At 56.8% G+C, this 20,056-nt stretch carries 20 protein-coding genes; 11 read left to right on the top strand and 9 right to left on the bottom strand.

The window, feature by feature from the left end; genetic code table 11:
• The first annotated feature begins 16 nt into the window (after nt 1-16).
• Nucleotides 17-1,219: a pyridoxal phosphate-dependent aminotransferase gene (locus tag AC2FLD_RS04295; protein ID WP_496667323.1), complete on the top strand. Its 1,203-nt coding sequence runs from the start codon at nt 17-19 to the stop codon at nt 1,217-1,219.
• A gap of 2 nt (nt 1,220-1,221) precedes the next feature.
• Nucleotides 1,222-1,623 (top strand): hypothetical protein, encoded by a 402-nt coding sequence (locus AC2FLD_RS04290; protein ID WP_496667325.1) that lies wholly within the window; start codon nt 1,222-1,224, stop codon nt 1,621-1,623.
• On the opposite strand, the gene AC2FLD_RS04285 is transcribed toward AC2FLD_RS04290, so the two are convergent.
• Together AC2FLD_RS04285 and ppk2 are read right to left on the bottom strand one after the other, a co-directional pair.
• Complete coding sequence (locus AC2FLD_RS04285) at nt 1,620-2,990, bottom strand: MATE family efflux transporter (protein ID WP_496667327.1); 1,371 nt, start codon at nt 2,988-2,990, stop codon at nt 1,620-1,622. The genes AC2FLD_RS04290 and AC2FLD_RS04285 overlap by 4 nt on opposite strands.
• A gap of 107 nt (nt 2,991-3,097) precedes the next feature.
• Nucleotides 3,098-4,021, bottom strand: coding sequence for a polyphosphate kinase 2 (ppk2, locus tag AC2FLD_RS04280; protein WP_496667329.1), 924 nt, complete (start codon nt 4,019-4,021; stop codon nt 3,098-3,100).
• Between the two features lie 122 nt (nt 4,022-4,143).
• On the opposite strand from ppk2, the gene AC2FLD_RS04275 reads away from it, so the two are divergent.
• Nucleotides 4,144-5,022 (top strand): alpha/beta fold hydrolase, encoded by an 879-nt coding sequence (locus AC2FLD_RS04275; protein ID WP_496667330.1) that lies wholly within the window; start codon nt 4,144-4,146, stop codon nt 5,020-5,022.
• 13 nt (nt 5,023-5,035) lie between these two features.
• On the opposite strand, the gene AC2FLD_RS04270 is transcribed toward AC2FLD_RS04275, so the two are convergent.
• Nucleotides 5,036-5,644: a carboxymuconolactone decarboxylase family protein gene (locus AC2FLD_RS04270; RefSeq protein ID WP_496667331.1), complete on the bottom strand. Its 609-nt coding sequence runs from the start codon at nt 5,642-5,644 to the stop codon at nt 5,036-5,038.
• Between the two features lie 274 nt (nt 5,645-5,918).
• Entirely contained in the window at nt 5,919-6,845 is a 927-nt protein-coding gene (locus AC2FLD_RS04265; protein ID WP_496667332.1) for an alpha/beta hydrolase, read from the bottom strand.
• A gap of 351 nt (nt 6,846-7,196) precedes the next feature.
• On the opposite strand from AC2FLD_RS04265, the gene parE reads away from it, so the two are divergent.
• The 4 genes from parE to AC2FLD_RS04245 all read left to right on the top strand — a co-directional run bounded on the left by parE (nt 7,197) and on the right by AC2FLD_RS04245 (nt 11,592).
• Complete coding sequence (parE, locus tag AC2FLD_RS04260; RefSeq protein ID WP_496667333.1) at nt 7,197-9,155, top strand: DNA topoisomerase IV subunit B; 1,959 nt, start codon at nt 7,197-7,199, stop codon at nt 9,153-9,155.
• A gap of 9 nt (nt 9,156-9,164) precedes the next feature.
• Nucleotides 9,165-9,938, top strand: coding sequence for a hypothetical protein (locus AC2FLD_RS04255; RefSeq protein ID WP_496667334.1), 774 nt, complete (start codon nt 9,165-9,167; stop codon nt 9,936-9,938).
• A gap of 197 nt (nt 9,939-10,135) precedes the next feature.
• Complete coding sequence (locus tag AC2FLD_RS04250) at nt 10,136-11,107, top strand: UDP-glucuronic acid decarboxylase family protein (RefSeq protein WP_496667335.1); 972 nt, start codon at nt 10,136-10,138, stop codon at nt 11,105-11,107.
• A gap of 203 nt (nt 11,108-11,310) precedes the next feature.
• Nucleotides 11,311-11,592: a DUF1496 domain-containing protein gene (locus AC2FLD_RS04245; protein ID WP_496667336.1), complete on the top strand. Its 282-nt coding sequence runs from the start codon at nt 11,311-11,313 to the stop codon at nt 11,590-11,592.
• A 15-nt stretch (nt 11,593-11,607) separates the two neighbouring features.
• Here AC2FLD_RS04245 and AC2FLD_RS04240 read toward each other — a convergent pair whose 3' ends face one another.
• The 3 genes from AC2FLD_RS04240 to AC2FLD_RS04230 all read right to left on the bottom strand — a co-directional run bounded on the left by AC2FLD_RS04240 (nt 11,608) and on the right by AC2FLD_RS04230 (nt 14,860).
• On the bottom strand, nt 11,608-12,447 hold the full coding sequence (locus AC2FLD_RS04240) for an EamA family transporter (RefSeq protein ID WP_496667337.1): 840 nt from the start codon (nt 12,445-12,447) through the stop codon (nt 11,608-11,610).
• Nucleotides 12,448-12,546: 99 nt separating this feature from the next.
• Nucleotides 12,547-13,317, bottom strand: a complete 771-nt coding sequence (locus AC2FLD_RS04235; protein WP_496667338.1) for an alpha/beta hydrolase — start codon at nt 13,315-13,317, stop codon at nt 12,547-12,549.
• An 868-nt stretch (nt 13,318-14,185) separates the two neighbouring features.
• Nucleotides 14,186-14,860 carry a TIGR04283 family arsenosugar biosynthesis glycosyltransferase gene (locus AC2FLD_RS04230; protein WP_496667339.1) on the bottom strand — a complete coding sequence of 225 codons (675 nt, stop codon included), beginning with the start codon at nt 14,858-14,860 and terminating at the stop codon, nt 14,186-14,188.
• Between the two features lie 73 nt (nt 14,861-14,933).
• Between AC2FLD_RS04230 and ygfZ the strand changes: the two genes are divergently transcribed.
• Together ygfZ and AC2FLD_RS04220 are read left to right on the top strand one after the other, a co-directional pair.
• Entirely contained in the window at nt 14,934-15,671 is a 738-nt protein-coding gene (ygfZ, locus tag AC2FLD_RS04225; RefSeq protein ID WP_496667340.1) for a CAF17-like 4Fe-4S cluster assembly/insertion protein YgfZ, read from the top strand.
• A 112-nt stretch (nt 15,672-15,783) separates the two neighbouring features.
• Complete coding sequence (locus AC2FLD_RS04220) at nt 15,784-16,725, top strand: ABC transporter transmembrane domain-containing protein (protein WP_050602004.1); 942 nt, start codon at nt 15,784-15,786, stop codon at nt 16,723-16,725.
• A gap of 53 nt (nt 16,726-16,778) precedes the next feature.
• On the opposite strand, the gene efp is transcribed toward AC2FLD_RS04220, so the two are convergent.
• A complete protein-coding gene (gene efp, locus AC2FLD_RS04215; RefSeq protein ID WP_050602003.1) occupies nt 16,779-17,342 on the bottom strand; it encodes an elongation factor P in 564 nt (187 codons plus the stop codon).
• 218 nt (nt 17,343-17,560) lie between these two features.
• Here efp and AC2FLD_RS04210 point away from each other — a divergent pair, with 218 nt between their 5' ends.
• Nucleotides 17,561-17,881, top strand: coding sequence for a DUF6280 family protein (locus tag AC2FLD_RS04210; RefSeq protein ID WP_037310273.1), 321 nt, complete (start codon nt 17,561-17,563; stop codon nt 17,879-17,881).
• 82 nt (nt 17,882-17,963) lie between these two features.
• Here AC2FLD_RS04210 and AC2FLD_RS04205 read toward each other — a convergent pair whose 3' ends face one another.
• Nucleotides 17,964-18,533: a cobalamin biosynthesis protein CobQ gene (locus AC2FLD_RS04205; RefSeq protein ID WP_496667341.1), complete on the bottom strand. Its 570-nt coding sequence runs from the start codon at nt 18,531-18,533 to the stop codon at nt 17,964-17,966.
• A 62-nt stretch (nt 18,534-18,595) separates the two neighbouring features.
• On the opposite strand from AC2FLD_RS04205, the gene AC2FLD_RS04200 reads away from it, so the two are divergent.
• Nucleotides 18,596-20,053, top strand: a complete 1,458-nt coding sequence (locus tag AC2FLD_RS04200; RefSeq protein ID WP_496667342.1) for a cobyric acid synthase — start codon at nt 18,596-18,598, stop codon at nt 20,051-20,053.
• Nucleotides 20,054-20,056: the final 3 nt, after the last annotated feature.

Genomic DNA, 20,056 nt, shown 5'->3' with positions numbered 1-20,056 from the left:
CAAACCGAGGCCACTCATGAGTTTCCTGTCTGCGACACTGTCACGCGTTAAACCTTCGCCTACCATCGCTATGACAGCCAAGGCAGCCGAGCTTAAGGCCGCCGGGCGCGATGTTATCGGGCTGAGCGCGGGTGAGCCGGATTTCGACACGCCTCAGAACATCAAAGACGCCGCTGTTGCGGCAATTGCGGCGGGTAAAACCAAATACACCGCACCAGACGGCATTCCCGAGTTGAAACAAGCGGCCTGCGCTAAGATGAAGCGCGATCATGGGCTTGAGTATACACCCGCTCAAATCTCGGTCGGAAGCGGCGGCAAGCAAACGCTGTACAACGCTCTGATGGCGACGATGAATGACGGCGACGAGGTGATCATCCCCGCGCCTTATTGGGTAAGTTACCCCGACATGGTTTTGCTTGCCGGTGGAACACCGGTTGTCGTTGAGACGACACTCGAGAACAGTTTCAAGCTGACGGCGGAACAATTGGAAACCGCAATCACCCCCAAAACAAAGTGGTTCATCTTCAACTCGCCCTCTAACCCAACGGGTGCAGGGTACAGCAGGGAGGAGCTGAAGGCTCTGACCGATGTGCTGATGCGCCATCCGCATGTCTGGATCATGTCCGACGACATGTATGAACACCTGGCCTATGACGGATTTGAATTCTGCACCCCTGCCGAAGTAGAGCCTGGTCTCTATGACCGGACGCTCACCTGCAACGGAGTTTCGAAAGCCTATGCTATGACTGGATGGCGTATCGGCTATGCAGCTGGTCCGGTCGAGATCATCGCGGCGATGCGAAAGGTTCAGTCGCAATCCACGTCGAACCCCTGCTCGGTCAGCCAATGGGCCGCGGTTGAGGCGTTGAACGGCACACAGGGCTTTCTGGCCCCGAACAACGAGACCTTCAAACGCCGCCGCGATCTGGTGGTTCGGATGCTGAACGAAATCGACGGCATCACCTGCCCCACGCCCGAGGGCGCGTTTTATGTTTATCCTTCGATCGCAGGACTGATTGGCAAAACGACGCCTGCCGGTACGGTCATCGACACTGACGAAGCATTTGCCACTTCTTTGCTGGAAGAGGCGGATGTAGCCGTTGTGTTTGGTGCAGCCTTTGGTCTTTCGCCGAATTTCCGCGTCAGCTACGCTACGTCCGATGCGGCCCTGACCGAGGCCTGCAGCCGTATACAGCGTTTCTGTGCTTCCTTGAGGTGACCATGTCTGCCGAACTTCCCGAATACTACTTTCGTATCCGTGAAAACGGGGCTGCGGTGTTTCGGGTCGATACAGAGAACCGCCAACGCCGTATTGAGATGGACCAGATCGCAGTCATCAATATTCGCAATGGAGACGTCAAACCGCAAGGGCAGCGGACGCTTTCAGAGCGGGATCACGCCGAAATCGACCGCTGGATGCAAGAACGCCGGGCCATACTGGCCCAGCGCGACATCGACGATATCCATCGTGCCGTTGACTACCTGAACCTGACCACGCAATGGGCACAGTCCAAGGCAAGTGACGAACAGCTTGAAGACGTGACCGACAGGTTGCTGATGGCGATGCACGACCTGCGCACGGTTCTGGTGCGCAAAAAGGCGGATCGCCTGAGCAAAGGCTAAGCCAGTTCAGCTGGTGCCTGCATCTGCCGCACCGAATGCATCCAGAACCGGGCCATCAGCAGCACGGCTGCGAATGCCAAACCAAGCACCAGCCCCAGCCAGACACCGATGCCGTCCATCTGCCGGACAAAACCAAAATAGTACGACGCCGGGATTCCAACGACCCAATAGCTGAGTGCGGCCATGACCATGGGAATTTTGGCGTCTTGCAATCCGCGCAGCAGACCCAGTGCAATGACCTGCGCCCCATCGACCAGTTGAAACAGTGCCGCCATGGCAAGCAACCCAGTCCCAATAGCCAGGATTTGCCCGCGTTGCGGATCATCAGTCTCCATGAACAATGAAATCAGCGGTTCGGCACAGGTCAGAAACAGGACAACCGTCAGAACGGACATGACCAGCGACATGCCCGTTACGGCAATTGCACCTTTTTCCAGATGTGCCCTGTCTCGACGGCCCAGCGCGTTGCCTGCTCTGATGGTGGCGGCGTTTGACAACCCCAAATGCACCATAAAGGTAGCCGACGCGAGGTTCAGCGCGATCCCATGCGCGGCCAGAGGGACCTGACCCAGCCACCCCATCATCACCGCTGATGTTGCAAACAGCGAAACTTCGGCCAGAGTGGTCAGGCCAATGGGCACACCCAGCTTCCATACGCTGGCGAACATCTCCCAATCCGGCCGCCAAAACCGTTGAAAAAGGCTGTGTTCCGGCAGCGTCCGAACCACGTAGATAACAACAGCGATCAGCGAAACGACCTGGGTTGCGATTGAGGCGATGGCCGCCCCCGTCACGCCCAGTTCCGGTGCCCCCCAATTGCCGAATATCAGCGCATAGTTGGTCACCGCGTTCACAAATGCCGCCGCGACCGTGATCCACAGCACGATCTGCGTCCGTTCCAATGCCGCAAGGTAGGACTTCAGCACCATCACAAGCAGGGCCGGAAACAACCCCCAACCTGCAACGCGCAAATACTCGGAAGCGGTTTCAGCAATTTGCGGTTCCTGCTTCATGGCGATCAGGATCGGATAAGACCACCACAACAAGGGCATAACCACCACTGCGTACAGCAACGACAGCCACAGCCCCATTCGGGTTGAGCGGCGAATGCTGGTTTCGTCCCCTTCTGCTGCCGCTGTGGCAACCATTGGCATGACGGCCCAGCCAAATCCCGCACCGAACAAAAACAGCACAAAGTAATAGCTGCTGGCCAATGTGACCGCAGCCAACGCCTCGACCCCGTACCAACCCAACATGATGGTATCTGTCAAGCTGATCGCATACTGCGCCAGATGCCCTCCGACCAGGGGCAAGCCCAGCACGGCAATCGCCCGAAAATGAGCGGGATATGTCATCACTTTTGTCATAGCACCAGCCATATGCGCGGGCTTGGCGCGGGACAAGAGTGGATCAATAAAATTTCACTGTGAGACTTTGGTGCCCGCTCCTGGCATGAGAACGGGCACCTTGGCGTTTAACGGGCGTCCGGATGCAATGTTGCACCCAGAATATGTTCAGACCGATGAATGACGTGATGCGCCTGCCCCACGATCAACGGATCAGGATCACCGACAACGTCATGATCCTTGCCGGGGTAATCCAGCGTCGACAGGAAGTGACGCATACAGTTCAACCGAGCCCGTTTCTTGTCGTTCGACTTGATGATCGTCCAAGGCGCGTCCGCAGTATCGGTGTAAAAGAACATCGCTTCTTTCGCCTCGGTATAGTCATCCCATTTGCTGAGGCTGGCCTTGTCGATGGGTGAAAGTTTCCACTGTTTCAGCGGATCGGTCTCGCGGCTTTTGAATCGACGTTGTTGTTCCTCCTGCGTGACAGAGAACCAGTATTTGTACAGTTGGATGCCCGAGCGGACCAGCATCTGTTCCAGTTCCGGCGTCTGACGCATGAACTCCAGATACTCATTGGGCGAGCAGAAGCCCATCACCCGCTCAACACCCGCGCGGTTGTACCAGGACCGGTCATAGAACACCATTTCACCAACGGTTGGCAGCTCCTGAAGGTAGCGCTGATAATACCACTGCCCTTTCTCTTCCCAGGTGGGTTTGTTCAAAGCGACCACTCGAGCCTGACGCGGATTCAAATGCTCCATGAACCGTTTGATCGTGCCGCCCTTGCCAGCGGCATCGCGACCTTCGAACAGCAGAACAAACCGCTGCCCCGTGTCTTGCGCCCACAGCTGAACCTTCAAAAGCTCGGCCTGCAACTTGGCTTTCTGCGTCTCATAAGTCGCCCGTGCCATCTTGCGGCCGTATGGGTATTTCCCACTTTCGAACGCCTGCCGGATCTTCTCGGGACTGGGCGCGACGGGCTCGGCTGTATTGGCTGGAACGGATTTGATCTGACGGGATTTTGCTTCGACCGGAGCAATGGCTTCCATACATCTTTTCCTTTTTCTACTGTCCTGAATGAGGGCTAGCAGAAACGCCTTGAATGCGCTTTGATTGGTGTCAAATTGATGCCTCAAAAACCCATAAATTCCACGCCGGATCAGAGGTTCCCATGCGCACGTCTTTTGCCGACCTGAATGGCCAGTCCTTCTGTGTCCGATTCTGGGGCAACCCCGATGCGCCACCGCTGTTGATGCTGCACGGCTTCCCGGAATACGGCGGTGCCTGGGCGGATCTCGCCCCGCATCTGATGGATCATTTCTATTGCATCGCCCCAGACCAGCGCGGCTATGGTCAAAGCTGGTGCCCCGAAAGGGTGCGGAACTATGCCCTATCGCAACTGGTGTCCGACATGGCCACCTTGATCGAGACCCACGGAGCGCCTTTTACCGTGCTGGGTCACGACTGGGGCGCATCGGTGGCCTATGGCCTTGCTATGTTCCGTCCTGATTTGGTTAACCGGCTTGTCATCGCAAACGGCGTGCACCCGGTTCCGTTTCAACGCGCCATGGCCGCAGGCGGTGCGCAATCGGAAGCCTCGCAGTACATCAACCAATTGCGGGCACCAGATGCGGCCCAGAAACTGTCCGAAAACAGTTTTGCAGTGCTCGAAAGGTTCTTTCGCCATGGCATGGGTTTGGATTGGCTGACCGAAAGCCGCATGGTCGAGTATCGCACCGAATGGGCTCGCCCCGGGCGGCTGGAGGCAATGCTGAACTGGTATCGCGCCTCTCCTCTGGTTGTGGCTGAACCCGGACTTCCGGCAACAGACCTGCCGGACCTGCCGCACGACCGGCTGCATGTCCGATGCCCGCACCTGTTGCTTTGGGGCCCTGACGACAAGGCGCTCTTGCCCGAAACCACCGCGGGGCTAGAGGCTTTTGCCGCGGACCTGACCCGCATCACGATAGCTGGCACCGACCACTGGCTGCACCATCAAAAACCGCAGGACGTTGCAAACGCCATACTGGAATGGGTCCGCATTGCCTGACCTGTGTGATCTTTTACCGATGCCCCCAATCGTCAGGGTTGTCGGAATTGTTCGGCGACAAACCTAACTCGTCCCCGACAGTCGAACATCCCAACCCCAGCACCGTTCGATTTGCATAAGAAAAGTACGAACAGACCTGATTGATCTCAAGGATTTCTCCATCGTCCCAACCCGCCTCACGCAGGGTGATCACATCCGCCTCGACCAGGTCCCCCGGACTTTCGGTCAGTTTACGGGCATAGATCATGGCGGCGACCTGCGCTGCATCCAACGGAGCAGCAGCTGGATCACGTGCCTCAATCGCCGCCCGGATCGCCTTGCCCCGCGTTTCATCGCCAAGCAACCGCTGCAAACCGGCGAAATGATGTTCGACGCAATACCCGCACCGATTCAGAGAACTGACCCACACGCCCAGCGCCTCAAGAAACCACTTCGGTATCTTGTTGCCCGAGTGATGCAGCACCGCCTTGTACATCGCCATATGGCCTTCCATCGAATGCGGCCGCAAAGAATGCGCCATCATGATGTTGTCCACATTATTGTCCGGGCCGGTCACCCTCTCGTAAAGATTCTTCAGCTTTCCGGTCGCCTCTTCCAACGGCACTGTTCTGATCCAGCTCATGCGGTACCTGTCTTTCCTCTCGATTGAACGTCTGGCGCAGCCTAGTAACAATTCGAACCGCTTACGAGGCAAACCTCGAGCTATGACGCAACGAGGTGACGCAGCAGGCAAAGAACGGCAGGTCCGAGCCCATTTTAGTCATTGGTCGCTTGGCAGCTCTTTGCATATGCAGCACGCCGCGAACGACGTTAAGCTGTCATACGCGGTAGGTCCGACGCAGGGCCACGGTACAGGAAATGCCTACGTACAAAACACCATAGTTCTTTGCTTTCGTTCAGTAGAGATTTTGGGCCAAAAATTCTGCAATATCCGTTATTGACGCCTCGGCCTCAGGAATGCTCGGGTAGAACTCGAACACATGCCACATGCCTTCCCAGACTCTTAAATTGCACGTGGCTCCGGATTCTCTCATTAGCCGGTCTAAACGAACACAGCCACTCAACAGGTAATCCCGCGTTCCACTGGTTACAAATACCGGGGGGAATTGGTCATCGAAAGGTCCGTAAATCGGCGACAGATCGGGGCTGGTCTGATCAGCGTTCTCTGGAATATACATTGAGCGAAATACGTCGATCTCGGACGCACGCAGAAATGGGTCGCGTCGGGCAACCCCACTATCCCCTAGGTTCTTGATATCCACCCAAGGCGACATGAGTGCCAGCGCGCGTGGAAGACGTTCTCCACGTGCCTTCAATCGGTGGACAGTTGCGAGAGCAAGATTTCCGCCGGCGGATTCTCCGCAAAGACATGCCCCAGGGGTTTCACTGAGGAGGGTAGAGATGACATCTTCACAGACATTTAGAGCTGCAGGGAATGGGTTCTCTGGAGCAAGTGGATAATGAGGGGCAATTACTCGCGCACCGGTTTTTTCGGCGAGTTTGGCTGAAATCGGCAGGTCCTCGAAAGGGCTGCCTACCGAAAACCCTCCGCCGAAAAGATAGATGATTTCACGATTGCCCCGTGGAACCGGCGGATCGACGACCATGCAGGTCACGCCCTCAATCATCCGTTCTGACAAGGATACTCCTGTCACTTCTATCACATCGCTTGAGACTGGAGCGTTGGCTTCGTGCAACATCGCCCGAATCTCGGAGATTGGTTGGCCAAAATCCCTTAGGGTGGTTGTTATCGCCTGAGCTGCGAGCGTTTCTGCCTCGAGGCTGATTTCAGCGAACTCTTGGTGCGCTTCTTTTCTTGGCATGCAAAATCTCCAAAGAGGCCAGCTGGTTCTTTTTGACGAGTCAGGTTCGGGTGCGAGGACAGAATTTGCACAGTGGCGGACAATGACCAAACGGTTTCTATGACGCATCACAGGGTATTTCGCAGTGTTGCTTGGACTTGAACCGACCGCCTGCTCTGCCCTCCGTTCGAGACACCGGGAGGCGCTCTTGGCTGTAGTTTTTCGCGTCTGCGGCGAAAGCCCGCAAGGTCCGCACAGCAGGCCTCCACCCCATTCTTCACCTCTCAAACACCTACAACACCTCGCGCCCCTCTTTCCCCGGACCACATCACCTGCCATAATGGGAGAAACTCAAAAACAAGAGCAGCACCCATGCCCGACGATCTGTTGACGCCCGAAGCGACCACTACCTATGACGCCTCCTCGATCGAGGTGCTGGAAGGGCTGGAACCGGTCCGCAAACGTCCCGGCATGTATATTGGCGGCACGGACGAGCGGGCGTTGCACCACATGGTGGCCGAAATCCTCGACAACTCGATGGATGAGGCCGTCGCGGGCCATGCCAATCGGATCGAGGTTGAGCTGCACGCAGACTACGCCCTGACCGTGCGCGACAACGGACGGGGTATTCCAATCGACCCGCACCCGAAGTTTCCGGGCAAATCGGCGCTTGAGGTGATACTGTGCACCTTGCACGCGGGCGGTAAGTTTTCGGGCAAGGCCTATCAGACCTCGGGCGGTCTGCACGGGGTCGGTGCGTCCGTGGTGAATGCTCTGTCGGATTCGATGGTCGTGCAGGTGGCACGCGACAAGCAATTGTTCGAACAGCGGTTCTCGCGCGGCGTTCCGCTGGGTCCCGTGGAAAAGGTCGGCGCGGCCCCCAATCGGCGCGGTACAACAGTGACCTTCCACGCAGATGCGGACATCTTCGGCCACCATCGTTTCAAACCGGCGCGGCTGTTCAAATCGATCCGGTCCAAGGCTTACCTGTTCTCGGGCGTCGAAATCCGCTGGAAATCCGCCATCGACGACGGTGAAACCCCGACCGAAGCCACGTTTCATTTCCCCGGTGGCCTGTCGGATTACCTGAAAGAGACAATGAACGGATCGTCCACCTATGCCGAGCAGCCCTTTGCCGGCACCGTGGATTTCAACGAAAAATTCGGCACCCCCGGCAAGGTGGAATGGGCGATCAACTGGACCCCTTCGCGCGACGGGTTCATCCAGTCCTACTGTAACACCGTCCCCACGCCCGAAGGCGGCACCCATGTGGCGGGCTTCTGGGCCGCGGTCCTCAAAGGGATCAAGGCTTATGGCGAGCTGATCAACAACAAGAAGGCCGCGCAGATTAACCGCGACGACCTGATCACCGGTGGTTGCGCGCTGGTGTCGTGCTTTATCTCTGAACCGGAATTCGTGGGCCAAACCAAAGACCGCCTTGCCACGGTCGAAGCGCAGCGGCTGGTCGAGAACTCTGTCCGCGACCATTTCGACAACTGGCTGGCCGCGGACAATAAATCCGCCGGCGCGATCCTGGACTTCCTCATCCTGAGGTCAGAGGAACGCCTGCGCCGACGGGCCGAGAAGGAAACACAACGCAAGTCCGCCACTAAGAAACTTCGTCTCCCCGGCAAGCTGGTGGACTGTTCTAGTTCAACACGGGACGGCACCGAATTATTCATCGTCGAGGGCGATTCTGCGGGCGGCTCGGCCAAGATGGGCCGGAACCGCAAAACGCAGGCCCTGCTGCCCTTGCGCGGCAAGATCCTGAACGTGCTGGGCGCGGCCAGTTCGAAACTGGGCACCAATGCCGAGATCAGCGATCTGACGCAGGCGCTGGGTGTGGGGCTTGGCACCAAGTTCAACGTCGACGACCTGCGCTATGACAAGATCATCATCATGACCGACGCGGACGTGGACGGGGCGCATATCGCGGCACTGCTGATGACGTTCTTCTTCACCCAGATGCGCCCGATGATTGACGCGGGCCACCTGTATCTGGCCTGCCCGCCTCTGTACCGCCTCACCCAAGGCGCCAAGCGGGTCTATTGCCTGGACGAGGCCGAGCGTGATGAATGGCTTGAGAAAGGTCTGGGTGGCAAGGGCAAGATAGACGTGTCCCGCTTCAAGGGTCTGGGTGAGATGGACGCCAAGGACCTGAAAGAGACCACGATGGACCCGGCATCCCGGAAGTTGATCCGGGTCACCATCGACGAGGACGAACCCGGCGAGACCGGCGATCTGGTCGAGCGCCTGATGGGTAAAAAACCCGAACTGCGGTTCCAGTACATTCAGGAGAACGCGCGGTTTGTGGAGGAGTTGGATGTTTAGAGGCCTAAGATGAAAATCTTGATTAGTTGCATGGCATGCCAAGCAGCAACAGGAATACCATGTAGCCACAGGGAGTTGGCCTCTGTTACAGAGCCTGGGATTTATGAAACGACCTGCCCAACCAGCTCTGAAAAAACCTTTCTCATCTTGCAAGGTGAAAAGTTCGAAGTCTTTTTTGAGAAATCGCTTTTAGCTTTGCACAACGAAGCTTACTCGGAGGCGGTAATTCTATCGGTTACAGCAATCGAGCTATTCTTGAACTTTGCTACCAAGGTTATGACCGCAACGAAAGAAACAACGTTCGAAGGCCTAGAACGGATAGACAAATCCATCAATACAGCCGAACGGAACATAGGTGCCTATCTTCTCGCCTCTGAATTATGGGCTACTCAAAACACTAGCCATTTGCCGATTGACTTGAAGTTTATAGATAAAGTTAGGAAGACTCGTAACAAATGCGCACACGATGGGTACTTGCCTCTACCTGAAAAGGCTCAAAAACACGTCGAAAATCTAGCAAAGGCTTGCTTGGAGAGCATTTTCATTTTGCGCGAGAAAGCAAGCGAAGCGTTTGATCAAGTATTCTCGCAGCACAACTTGCAGCTGGCTCGCGACGCGCGCGAACGGCAAAAACAACTTGGAATTGAAAGCACAAATCCTGCTACAGTTTGCCCACCTTTTAGAGTTGGTTTACTCAATGCCGAGGCAGTATTTGACATTGTCAAAGAAGTTGAGATTGCGTACGAAAACCAACTTTTATTTACCCGAATTGCATCAAATTAAAACTGGTATTTCGAAACTTGGAAAATGCACTGAACACGCCCAAGGTAAAAGTTTGGTGGGCGAAGACGCACCCACTCCACACGTGCCCTCAAAAAACCAAAATCTACTGCAATTCAAACCCCTTCGGTTTACTAATCAAACGAAGACCCGGCTTCCCCGTGACAAGCTGGCTTGGATTTAACGATTAAGGATTTGCAATGGCCCGCCTTTATGACAGTCGAAAGCGTGTTCTCGTAACCGGTGGGGCCGGGTTTCTGGGCTCGCATCTGTGCGACCGGCTTCTGGATCAGGGGCATGAGGTTTTGTGTGTCGACAACCTGTTCACCGGCACCAAGCGCAATATCGACCATCTGCACAGCAACCCGCGTTTCGAGTTCATGCGCCATGATGTGACCTTTCCGTTGTTTGTGGAGGTCGACGAGATCTACAACCTCGCCTGCCCGGCCTCGCCCGTGCATTACCAGCACGATCCGGTGCAGACGACCAAGACAAGCGTGCATGGCGCGATCAACATGCTGGGTCTGGCGAAACGGCTGAAATGCAAGATTTTTCAGGCCTCGACATCCGAGGTTTACGGCGACCCGACCATCCACCCCCAGACCGAAGATTATTGGGGCAACGTCAACCCGGTTGGTCCGCGCTCGTGCTATGACGAGGGCAAGCGCTGCGCCGAGACCTTGTTCTTCGATTATCACCGGCAGATGGGGCTTGAGATCAAGGTGGCCCGCATCTTCAACACCTACGGGCCCAGAATGCACCCCGCCGACGGGCGCGTCGTGTCGAACTTCATCATGCAGGCCCTGACCGGCGAGCCGATCACGATCTTTGGCGACGGTACGCAAACCCGGTCATTCTGTTACGTGGATGATCTGATCGAAGGGTTCATCCGCCTGATGGAGACTGGCACAGACGTGACCGGACCGGTCAATCTGGGCAATCCCAACGAATTCTCGATGAACGAACTGGCCGGTGAAATACAGGCGCTTGTGGGGGCTGAAACCCCCATCAGTTTTAAGGCACTGCCGCAGGACGACCCGAAACAGCGTCAACCGGATATCACACTGGCCCGGAGCCTGCTGAACTGGGAACCCAATGTGCAACTGAAGGAAGGGTTGGCGTCCACCATCAGCTATTTCAGAGAGCTACAATCAGAAGCTGCGTCCCACTGAACAAGGGACAGCTTCCCCCCATGGGAACAGGATTGCACAGGCCTACGTCTGGGCTTCAATCGAGTGGCACGAAGGAACGGTGGCAATTTCTCGTTGCCTAAACCTTTGATCCCGTTCACACTTACCGCATCATAACAACAATGGCTTGAGGTCCGGGCGTCCAGTATCTTTTACCAACACCGCTTTTTAGACGGGAGGACGACATGAAAACTATTACCTTTGGGCTGGCCCTGACGCTGCTGGCCTCACAAGCCCATACGCAGCAGATGCTCAGCACCGCATCCCCCATCCCGGACGGGGCCGAAAGCCGGTTTTGCTATTACGACGGCATGGCCTATTCCGAGGACGCCTTTGTTCTGATGGTCGGCGACAACACGGTTACCAATACGGTCAGCACGGTTCAGGAACGCCTGTTGCGTTGCCACCGCGATAACGACGGCACCCTGAAATGGAAACCACAGAGCACATTCTCGACCAATAACTGAGCCCTGCATCCGTGATCAGACGGCAAGCCCGATCAAGGCAACACCGATGGCCATAAGTGCGGCGGCCCCCAGCCGTCGTATCCAATTGCCTTCCTTGAGGAAGATGAACCCGATCAGCGCGGCAAAGATGACCGAGGTTTCTCGCAGCGCCGAGACGGCGCCCAGCGGGGCAAAATTCTTGGCATAAAGCACCAGACCATACGCGGTCATCGAGACCAGCCCGCCAAGAATGCCCGTCATCCATACCTTGGCAGGTATGTACTTCAGGCTCGAGCGCTTCTTGACCCCGACAAAGCCGGCAATGAACAGGTGCAGGAAAGCGCCCCAGGCCCAATAGCTGAGTGTGTTGCCCGACAGCCGAACGCCGATCCCATCCACAACCGAGTAGATCGAAATGCAAAAACCGGTGCCTACTGCAAAGCCCAGCGCACTGCGCCCCACACCCGAGCGCAGCGCCTTCCAGCTGCTCAGCTGAATGCCAAATGCGATAAGGGCAATGCCACCCCACGCCTGCAATGGCAGCACCTCACCCACCAGAACCATCGCCCAAAGCGAAACCAGTGCTGGAACGATGCCTCGGGCGATGGGGTAAACCACACTCAGATCCCCATGCTGATAGGCTTTGCCCAGCATGAAGTAATACCCGAAATGCACAACGGTCGAGAGCAGGATGTAGATAAAGCTCTCGGCACTGGGCAATGGCAGGACCATCACCATAACAGTCGCTGGCAACACGTGGCCAAATGCAACGAGCCCCAACATGGTCGTGCGATCCGCCGCGGTCTTGACGATGGCGTTCCAAACCGCATGAAGCAGTGCTGCAGACAGAATAATGAGGATGACGAATAGGGTCATGCCCGGTCCTTTCCCGCAGATACTATGCGCAAAAAGGGTCTGTTGCCCTATTCACTTGGCGCGATCTCGGCCAAAAATCTGATTGTTGTCAACCCGATTTCAAATGGGCTGTGTATTCAACCAGCTTTCGATTTGCTCAGCAGGCCCATGCCAGCCTGGCTCCATAAACAGAAAATGCGCGTGGTCCTGAACCAGCAGAAAAGTTCCGCGTTCTCCGTAACGCTCTGCCAGGGCGTGGCATGTGTCTGGATTTACCGCCCGGTCTTCTGCGCCTGAAACGACCAGAACCGGGCAGTCGACCTTGTCGAACTCAACCTTGATCGCGTGATGGTCATCGAACATCCAGAAGAACATCTCGAACATAACGCGCCCGCTTTCGGCCCCCAGTTGATCGAACACGGCGTGTTGTTGTGCCTCGTCCATTTTATTGAGCGCAAAGGGCGCCATCAGGTCGAACTCGACCCGCATGGGCTGTTTCCAGAAGGCCCCACCTTCCATCAACGCACGCGGCACAGCGCGCTCATCGTCGGTTGCGGGCAAGGTGCCCCAGGGCGCATTGGGGTTGATCAGCACAATGGCGCTGGCCAGACCTCGCGCGGCCACCTGCTGCGCAACAACACCCGCAATGGCGTGGCCAAGCAGAACCGGCTTGCTGTCCAGACCCTGCACAAACTCCGCAATGTCGTCGGTGTAATCCAGCACGCTGGTCTTAGTCAGCCCAGGGTCAGGATCGGCTTTCGGGTCATCGCCATGATGACGCAAGGCGGGGGTGTGTACAGTCCACCCCCGATCACGAAAGAAGGTCGCATAATCCTGCATACACCAGGGTCCGGCAAATGCCCCATGAATCAGAACAATGTCTTTTGTCATCGACAATCTCCCGTGGCTCTTCGGTCAGTATGAACATTCGGTAAGATGTTACAACTGCGCGTGATCCCTGTTGCAGGACGCAAGTCAGGTCCTAAGATCGGGCTCATGAGTTTTGTGACCGACAACCAACTGCCCCTGCTGATTCTGTTTTTTGTAGTGGGATGTATCGGAACGGCATTTCTGTTCCGCAAACCGGCCGGTCATCGGGCCTGGAAGCTGGCCGATCTGGTCTGGGTCGTACTGGGCGGTATCGGGGCGTTGGTCGCTGTTCTGGCAGGGCTTTACACCTCGGACAGCTCACGGCTGGATCGTCAGATCGATGTGGCTTATGCGGCCACACTGGCCTTTGACCGTGACGCCGCTCGGTTTCGCTTGCGCTTTTGTGATCCGGCCTTCGACCCGGACACGGCCGTTTTATGCGAAAAGGTCGAATTCCTCTCGGCCTCGACCGCCAGCAATTCGGAACTTCCGTTGTTCATAGCCGTCACCAATGAGGTCGCCCCGCTTCAGGGCCTGCATTTCCTGTTCGGAGGTCAAGCCAAGGATGACATGGATGAAATGCGCAGTGCCGCCGCGAAAGCTGATGCCTTCGATATCGACCAGTTTCTGGTCTTCACCTCTCTGGACGACGAAACGCAAACCGCCATCGACAATATGCGCCGGAAAGTACCTGCTATTGCCGGGGATTACCTGATCCTGGCCCAAAGCTATGATGATCTGATCGATCAGGTTGGCAAACTGAAAGACGAGTGGGAGTATTTGCAGGCCAACGCTCATATTCTGGTTCTTCAAATCGTGGCCCTGTGTCTTGTCAGTTTTGCAGCCCCGTTCCGGTTGGGAAAATCGCTGGTCGAACTGCGTACGGCACTTATCGCCGATACGCCTGCGCCAGCACCTGCGGATCTGCTCCCAGAAAATAGCGCAACAGCGTCCACAGATTCCGAGTACCCCTCCGAAGCCACCCCGCCCGCTCATACCGCTCCGCGCTCGTAAAGGCTCGGATCTCAAGCAGTGTCATTCGGGGCAAGCGACGCACCAGCTCTACATCCTCCATCAAGGGTTGGTCCGGATAGCCGCCTGCGGCTTGGTAGACATCGCGCAGCACCAAAAATCCCTGATCCCCGTAGGGCAACCCAAAAACCCTGCTGCGCAGATTGGCCCAGCCCGAGACCCATCTTGGCGCAATACCGCGCGCCCGAAATGCCAACCGGAACGCTGCAGGTGTGCCGCAGGAAAGGTGGGCGCTTACGGCCTCACTCCAGCCATGTTGCAGCACGGTGTCCGCGTGCAGGATCAGCATCCAGTCCCCACCGGCCTCTGCGCAGCCACGTCGTAACTGTCCGCCGCGCGACGGTGCACCCGCCACAACCCGGGCACCGGCCTTTTCCGCGATCTTCAGTGTTGGATCAGTAGACCCCCCATCGCTGATGATCAGCTCGCGGATCAGCCCGGTGTGCAGACCCTCCATCAACGCCTCAAGACATGCGGGCAAGGCACCAGCGGCGTTCAGGGTCGGAATCACAACAGAGATCGGGGCTGGCACGTCTGATACCCTCTGGTCTTGGCGGCGGATCTTCCTATATCACGAGGCCAAAGGAAATGACGAGGACCAAGCCATGCCCACCCGCCGCATCCTGCGCCTGACCGGCTCGGACACCGAAAGTTTTTTGCAGGACCTGATCACCAATGACATTCAGGGTTTGAATGACGGGCTGGTCTATGCCGCGCTGCTGACGCCGCAAGGCAAGTATCTGGCAGATTTTTTCCTGAAGCGTGACGGCGACGGCGTTTTGCTGGATGTGGCCGAGCACCTCGCCGATGAACTGATCAAGCGTCTGAGCATGTACAAGCTGCGTGCGGATGTGGCGATCGAAAGCACCGATCTGAACCTGCAACGCGGAACAGGTGCCACGCCAGAGATCGCCCTGCCCGACCCGCGTCACCCGGACATGGGCTGGCGCATGTATTCCACAACACCGGAAGAAGATGACGGCACCGATTGGGATGCACTGCGCGTTCAACATTGCATTCCAGAGGCTGGAACTGAGCTGTCCCAAGACAGCTATATCCTTGAATCCGGTTTTGACATTCTGAACGGTGTGGATTTCAAAAAGGGCTGTTATGTAGGTCAGGAAGTGACCGCGCGTATGAAGCACAAGACCGAACTGCGCAAAGGTCTGCGCCGCGTCGTTGTTGACGGCACAGCCCCTGTGGGGACCGAGATCACGGCCAATGGCAAATCGATAGGCACCCTGTTCACTCAATCCGGGGGCCACGCGATTGCCTACCTTCGTTTTGACCGCGCAGGTGGTGAAATGCAGGCGGGCGAGGCCACGGTGCGATTGACGGACTAAGCGCCGCTTGTTGCCTAATCAGCACGACCACGTCGACGACACATATCGCCAAGTTTGAACCTGTTCCCCAGCCCTGCCAAACTGCGGGAAACAGGACAAACTGGATACACCCATGTTTCGACTATATTCCGCGATCTGGCGCGCCAGTTCCGGACGGCAGATCGTTCTTATCGTGCTGTCCATCGCCATTGCCGCCTTGGCCGCCGTTCCCCTTGAGTTTCAGCGCGACATCGTCAACCACCTAACAACTAAGAATGTGGGCACTGAGAAGCTGATCCAGCTGGGTATCGGCATGATGGCCGTTATCCTGCTGAGCCTTGTGCTGAAATGGATCCTTGGATACAGGGCTGGCACCTTGGGTGAAGACATGATCCGGCTTATCCGGCAGCGTTTGCTGTGGCGTTCAACCGACCTGAAAGAAACCGGTGAGGACCTACGCAAAGGCACCATGACCACGGCCATTTCCGCCGAGGCCGAAGAGTTGGGGAAATTCGCAGGGGGCGCATTCTCGGATCCGGTGGTTCAGATCGGTACGTTGATCAGCGTGATCGGATATATCTCATCCACGCAACCCGGTTTGGGGCTAATCGCCTTCTCGATGATCGTGCCGCAAATCATCATCGTTTTGGTCTCGCAACGCAAAGTGAACATTTTCGTAGCAGAACGTGTCCGTATCCTGCGCAGCGCTACGGACCGGCTGACGACCGAGGACATCGAAGCCGTCGAGCGGGACATCAACACCATGTTTGACGACATCTATGTCACGCGGCGAAGGATGTTCCTGTGGAAGCTGTCGGCCAAGTTTCTGCTAAGCGTAATCAACGGCGCCGGTACCGTCGGCATTCTGATGCTGGGCGGTTATCTGGTATTGCAGGGAAAAACGGATGTGGGCACCGTGGTGGCGGCCACCAGTGGGCTCAGCCGAATTCAGGGTCCGACCGCATTTCTGATCGCATTCTATCGTCAGGTCAGTGCCAATCGCATCAAATATGAGCTGATGCTGGAACTGTTTGGCCCCGATCCGACACGCTATCGTTACCGCCCCACCGCATAAAAAAAGACCGCGCAGCGGGTGCCTGCGCGGTCTCTTGCCAATAGTTCGAAACGTCACGCGCGTTCGGAATAGTCCATCGTTTCCGTGTTCACGATGATCATTTCATCCTGACCGATGAAAGGCGGCACCATAACTTTCATGCCATTGTCCAGAATCGCAGGCTTGAACGAATTTGCCGCGGTCTGACCTTTGACAACAGGCTCGGTCTCGACAATCTTGCAGGTCACTTTCTGCGGCAGCGTCGCGTTCAGCGCCTCGCTTTCGTAGAATTCAACAACGATGGTCATGCCATCCTGCAGGAACGGACGACGTTCACCCAGCAAATCTGCCGGCAATTCAATCTGTTCGTAGGTCTCTGTATCCATGAACACCAGCATCCCGTCGGATTCGTAAAGGAATTGCTGGTCTTTCTGTTCCAGGCGGACGCGCTCAACCTTGTCCGCTGACCGGAAGCGTTCGTTCAATTTCGAGCCATTGCGCAGGTTGCGCAGTTCGACCTGGGCAAACGCACCGCCTTTGCCCGGCTTTACATGGTCTACCTTGACCGCTGCCCACAGGCCGTCGTTATGCTCAAGCACATTGCCGGGGCGAATTTCGTTCCCATTTATCTTGGGCATTACATAAATCCTTCACAAACGGTTGATGCATCAGTTGCGGCCCCTATATCTGGCGGGACCACACCTGACAAGACAACGACACCTAGTGCTGCACTTGCAGCAAGCTATGCAAGTGACGCAACGCAACTATGCATTTTATCTGTATCCGAATCGCACCTAATAGGTCATAAGGACCCTCACGCCGAAAATGCAAGAGCAAGAACAACAAGGAAGACGAGATGAGAGATTTCGTTGACGGCACTGCCTTTAACAATGAGCAAGGCAATCGTGCGCGCAAACTTTTCGCGGCCGTTGTGTTGGCTGCACTTGATGATGCCATCGCCGATGACAAGAAATACGGCAATGGCCCCGAACAAATCGCCCGCTGGGCGCGTTCGCGCGATGGGCGCGAAGTGCTGTCCTGCGCAGGTATTGACCCGAATGAACGGGTTGTCAGCGGACTGATGGAGTTCGTTGGCCGTGGCGTGCGCACCTCGGTCGCTTTGTCGCGCGAAGAAAGCGAGCGTCGTAATGCCGCTCAGCAAGCTGAAGCCGCCTGATCCCAGGCGATTTCGCACCAGAAAAAACGCGCTCTGACAGGCAGAGCGCGTTTTTCTTTGCCGTGTCATGCAATTCGCGCGCCTAGAAAAACAACAGCCACTGTCGCGCCACCCAGATTTCAGCCGCCAGCATGGAGCCAAACAGGGCCCTGCCCCAAACTGACAGGCCACGCTGCCACAGCACAACATAGGCTGCCAAACACACTGACGCAGAAACCGGTGCCACCCACAAGGCATGATGGCCGCTGTCCCAATAGCTGACAGGGCTGTGAAATACCCAATCGCTCAGCGGCCAGAACTGGGGTCGACCGTCTCCGGCGTGCAGCACAAAATCTGTCGCCAAATGCAACAGACCTGCCGCAGCCCCGACAGCAACAAAATGCCAACCGCGCCACACTGCCAATAACAGTGCGCTCCCCCAAAGGATAAAGGAGTTGTCGATGGCAAAGACGGTCTGCCAGGTCTGTGAATAGTAGAGTTGCCCAAAGACCACCTGTTCCGGAATGCCCAAAACAAACAGCGACACCCCCACCATGAGATACAGGGACAGATCCGGCAGTACCGCCCCCAGCAATGCCGCCAACAGGATACGCCCCTGCGGAGGTCGGGCAAAAGCAGCGGCCCCGATCAAAAGATGCGCTGGCGTGTTCATCCGGGGCTTTCCCTTTTGGTTCAAATCAGGTCATCTGCGCCCCGACATATAGGAGACAAACCATGGTTCGCGCCATCATGATTCAAGGTACCGGCAGCAACGTCGGAAAATCGGTGCTGGTGGCCGGGCTTGCGCGGGCCTTTACACGGCGGGGTATGCGGGTTGCTCCGTTCAAGCCACAGAACATGTCGAACAATGCGGCCGTCACCGAAAACGGGGGCGAGATCGGCCGTGCACAAGCGCTTCAGGCCCGTGCGGCGCGGCGGGCGACCCATACCGACATGAACCCCATTTTGCTGAAACCTGAAACGGACACCGGCGCCCAGATCATCGTTCAGGGACAACGTGCGGGCACGATGAAGGCCGGGGATTACCGCAAGGACAAGTCCAAGCTGCTGGGGGCTGCGCTGGAAAGCTTTGACCGGCTTTGCGCAGATGCTGACCTGGTTTTGATCGAGGGCGCGGGAAGCCCGGCTGAAACCAATCTGCGCAAAGGTGATATCGCCAACATGGGCTTTGCCTGTGCAGCAGATATTCCGGTGGTTCTTGTCGGCGACATCCATCGTGGCGGTGTGATCGCACAGATCGTCGGCACTCAGGCTGTGCTGGAAGACGGCGACCTGGCACAGATCCGGGGCTTTGCCGTCAACAGGTTCAAGGGGGATGTGTCCTTGTTCGACGAGGGGCGCGATGACATCGCCACCCGCACAGGTTGGCCCTGTCTGGGCGTGGTTCCATGGTTTCAAGACGCGTGGAAATTGCCTGCCGAGGATATGATGGACATTCGCTCTCATACCGGTGGCCCGTGCAAGGTCGTTGTTCCTCAGCTTGAACGCATGGCCAATTTCGACGACCTCGACCCGCTGTCGGCTGAGCCCGGCGTAAGTGTCGAGATCATTCCCGCAGGACGTCCCCTGCCCAGTGACGCCGATCTGGTTCTACTGCCCGGCAGCAAATCCACCATCGCAGACCTGACGTATTTCAGGGCGCAGGGTTGGGATATCGACCTCTATGGCCATGTGCGCCGGGGTGGGCATGTTCTGGGGCTGTGCGGTGGGTACCAGATGCTGGGCAAAAGCATTTCCGACCCTGATGGTGTCGACGGAAGACCAGGCAAGGTCGATGGGCTGGGTTTACTGGACGTTGACACCGTTATGGGCGGGCAAAAACACGTTATCCTGCGATCAGCCCATGCCCTGCCCGACCGGAATCCAGTCAGCGGGTACGAAATCCACATGGGTCATACCGATGGCCCCGATCGCGCCCGCGCATGGCTGGAGGTTGAAGGCAAGCCGGAAGGTGCTGCCAGCGCCAATGGACGGATCAAAGGAAGTTACCTGCACGGCATCTTTTCGTCCGACACGTTCCGGATGCACTATCTTTCAAAACTGGGCGTGACCTCGGACGTCGCTTACGAGGACGGCGTGGAACAGGCGCTGGACGGTCTGGCCGACCATCTTGAGCGCCACATGGATCTTGATCTGCTGCTGAGCCTTGCCCAGTCACCTCAGCGCGGCTGAGCT

It is taken from the genome of Ruegeria sp. CDSA021 (assembly GCF_059612325.1).
The sequence above is the reverse complement of the archived record's forward strand: the minus strand, read 5'-3'. Positions and strand labels throughout refer to the sequence as shown.

Excerpts from the sequence above, each read along its gene's own strand:
- AC2FLD_RS04295 (WP_496667323.1), top strand. The coding sequence starts at position 17 with ATGAGTTTCCTGTCTGCGACACTGTCACGCGTTAAACCTTCGCCTACC.
- AC2FLD_RS04290 (WP_496667325.1), top strand. The coding sequence starts at position 1,222 with ATGTCTGCCGAACTTCCCGAATACTACTTTCGTATCCGTGAAAACGGG.
- AC2FLD_RS04285 (WP_496667327.1), bottom strand. The coding sequence starts at position 2,990 with ATGACAAAAGTGATGACATATCCCGCTCATTTTCGGGCGATTGCCGTG.
- ppk2 (WP_496667329.1), bottom strand. The coding sequence starts at position 4,021 with ATGGAAGCCATTGCTCCGGTCGAAGCAAAATCCCGTCAGATCAAATCC.
- AC2FLD_RS04275 (WP_496667330.1), top strand. The coding sequence starts at position 4,144 with ATGCGCACGTCTTTTGCCGACCTGAATGGCCAGTCCTTCTGTGTCCGA.
- AC2FLD_RS04270 (WP_496667331.1), bottom strand. The coding sequence starts at position 5,644 with ATGAGCTGGATCAGAACAGTGCCGTTGGAAGAGGCGACCGGAAAGCTG.
- AC2FLD_RS04265 (WP_496667332.1), bottom strand. The coding sequence starts at position 6,845 with ATGCCAAGAAAAGAAGCGCACCAAGAGTTCGCTGAAATCAGCCTCGAG.
- parE (WP_496667333.1), top strand. The coding sequence starts at position 7,197 with ATGCCCGACGATCTGTTGACGCCCGAAGCGACCACTACCTATGACGCC.
- AC2FLD_RS04255 (WP_496667334.1), top strand. The coding sequence starts at position 9,165 with ATGAAAATCTTGATTAGTTGCATGGCATGCCAAGCAGCAACAGGAATA.
- AC2FLD_RS04250 (WP_496667335.1), top strand. The coding sequence starts at position 10,136 with ATGGCCCGCCTTTATGACAGTCGAAAGCGTGTTCTCGTAACCGGTGGG.
- AC2FLD_RS04245 (WP_496667336.1), top strand. The coding sequence starts at position 11,311 with ATGAAAACTATTACCTTTGGGCTGGCCCTGACGCTGCTGGCCTCACAA.
- AC2FLD_RS04240 (WP_496667337.1), bottom strand. The coding sequence starts at position 12,447 with ATGACCCTATTCGTCATCCTCATTATTCTGTCTGCAGCACTGCTTCAT.
- AC2FLD_RS04235 (WP_496667338.1), bottom strand. The coding sequence starts at position 13,317 with ATGACAAAAGACATTGTTCTGATTCATGGGGCATTTGCCGGACCCTGG.
- ygfZ (WP_496667340.1), top strand. The coding sequence starts at position 14,934 with ATGCCCACCCGCCGCATCCTGCGCCTGACCGGCTCGGACACCGAAAGT.
- AC2FLD_RS04220 (WP_050602004.1), top strand. The coding sequence starts at position 15,784 with ATGTTTCGACTATATTCCGCGATCTGGCGCGCCAGTTCCGGACGGCAG.
- efp (WP_050602003.1), bottom strand. The coding sequence starts at position 17,342 with ATGCCCAAGATAAATGGGAACGAAATTCGCCCCGGCAATGTGCTTGAG.
- AC2FLD_RS04210 (WP_037310273.1), top strand. The coding sequence starts at position 17,561 with ATGAGAGATTTCGTTGACGGCACTGCCTTTAACAATGAGCAAGGCAAT.
- AC2FLD_RS04205 (WP_496667341.1), bottom strand. The coding sequence starts at position 18,533 with ATGAACACGCCAGCGCATCTTTTGATCGGGGCCGCTGCTTTTGCCCGA.
- AC2FLD_RS04200 (WP_496667342.1), top strand. The coding sequence starts at position 18,596 with ATGGTTCGCGCCATCATGATTCAAGGTACCGGCAGCAACGTCGGAAAA.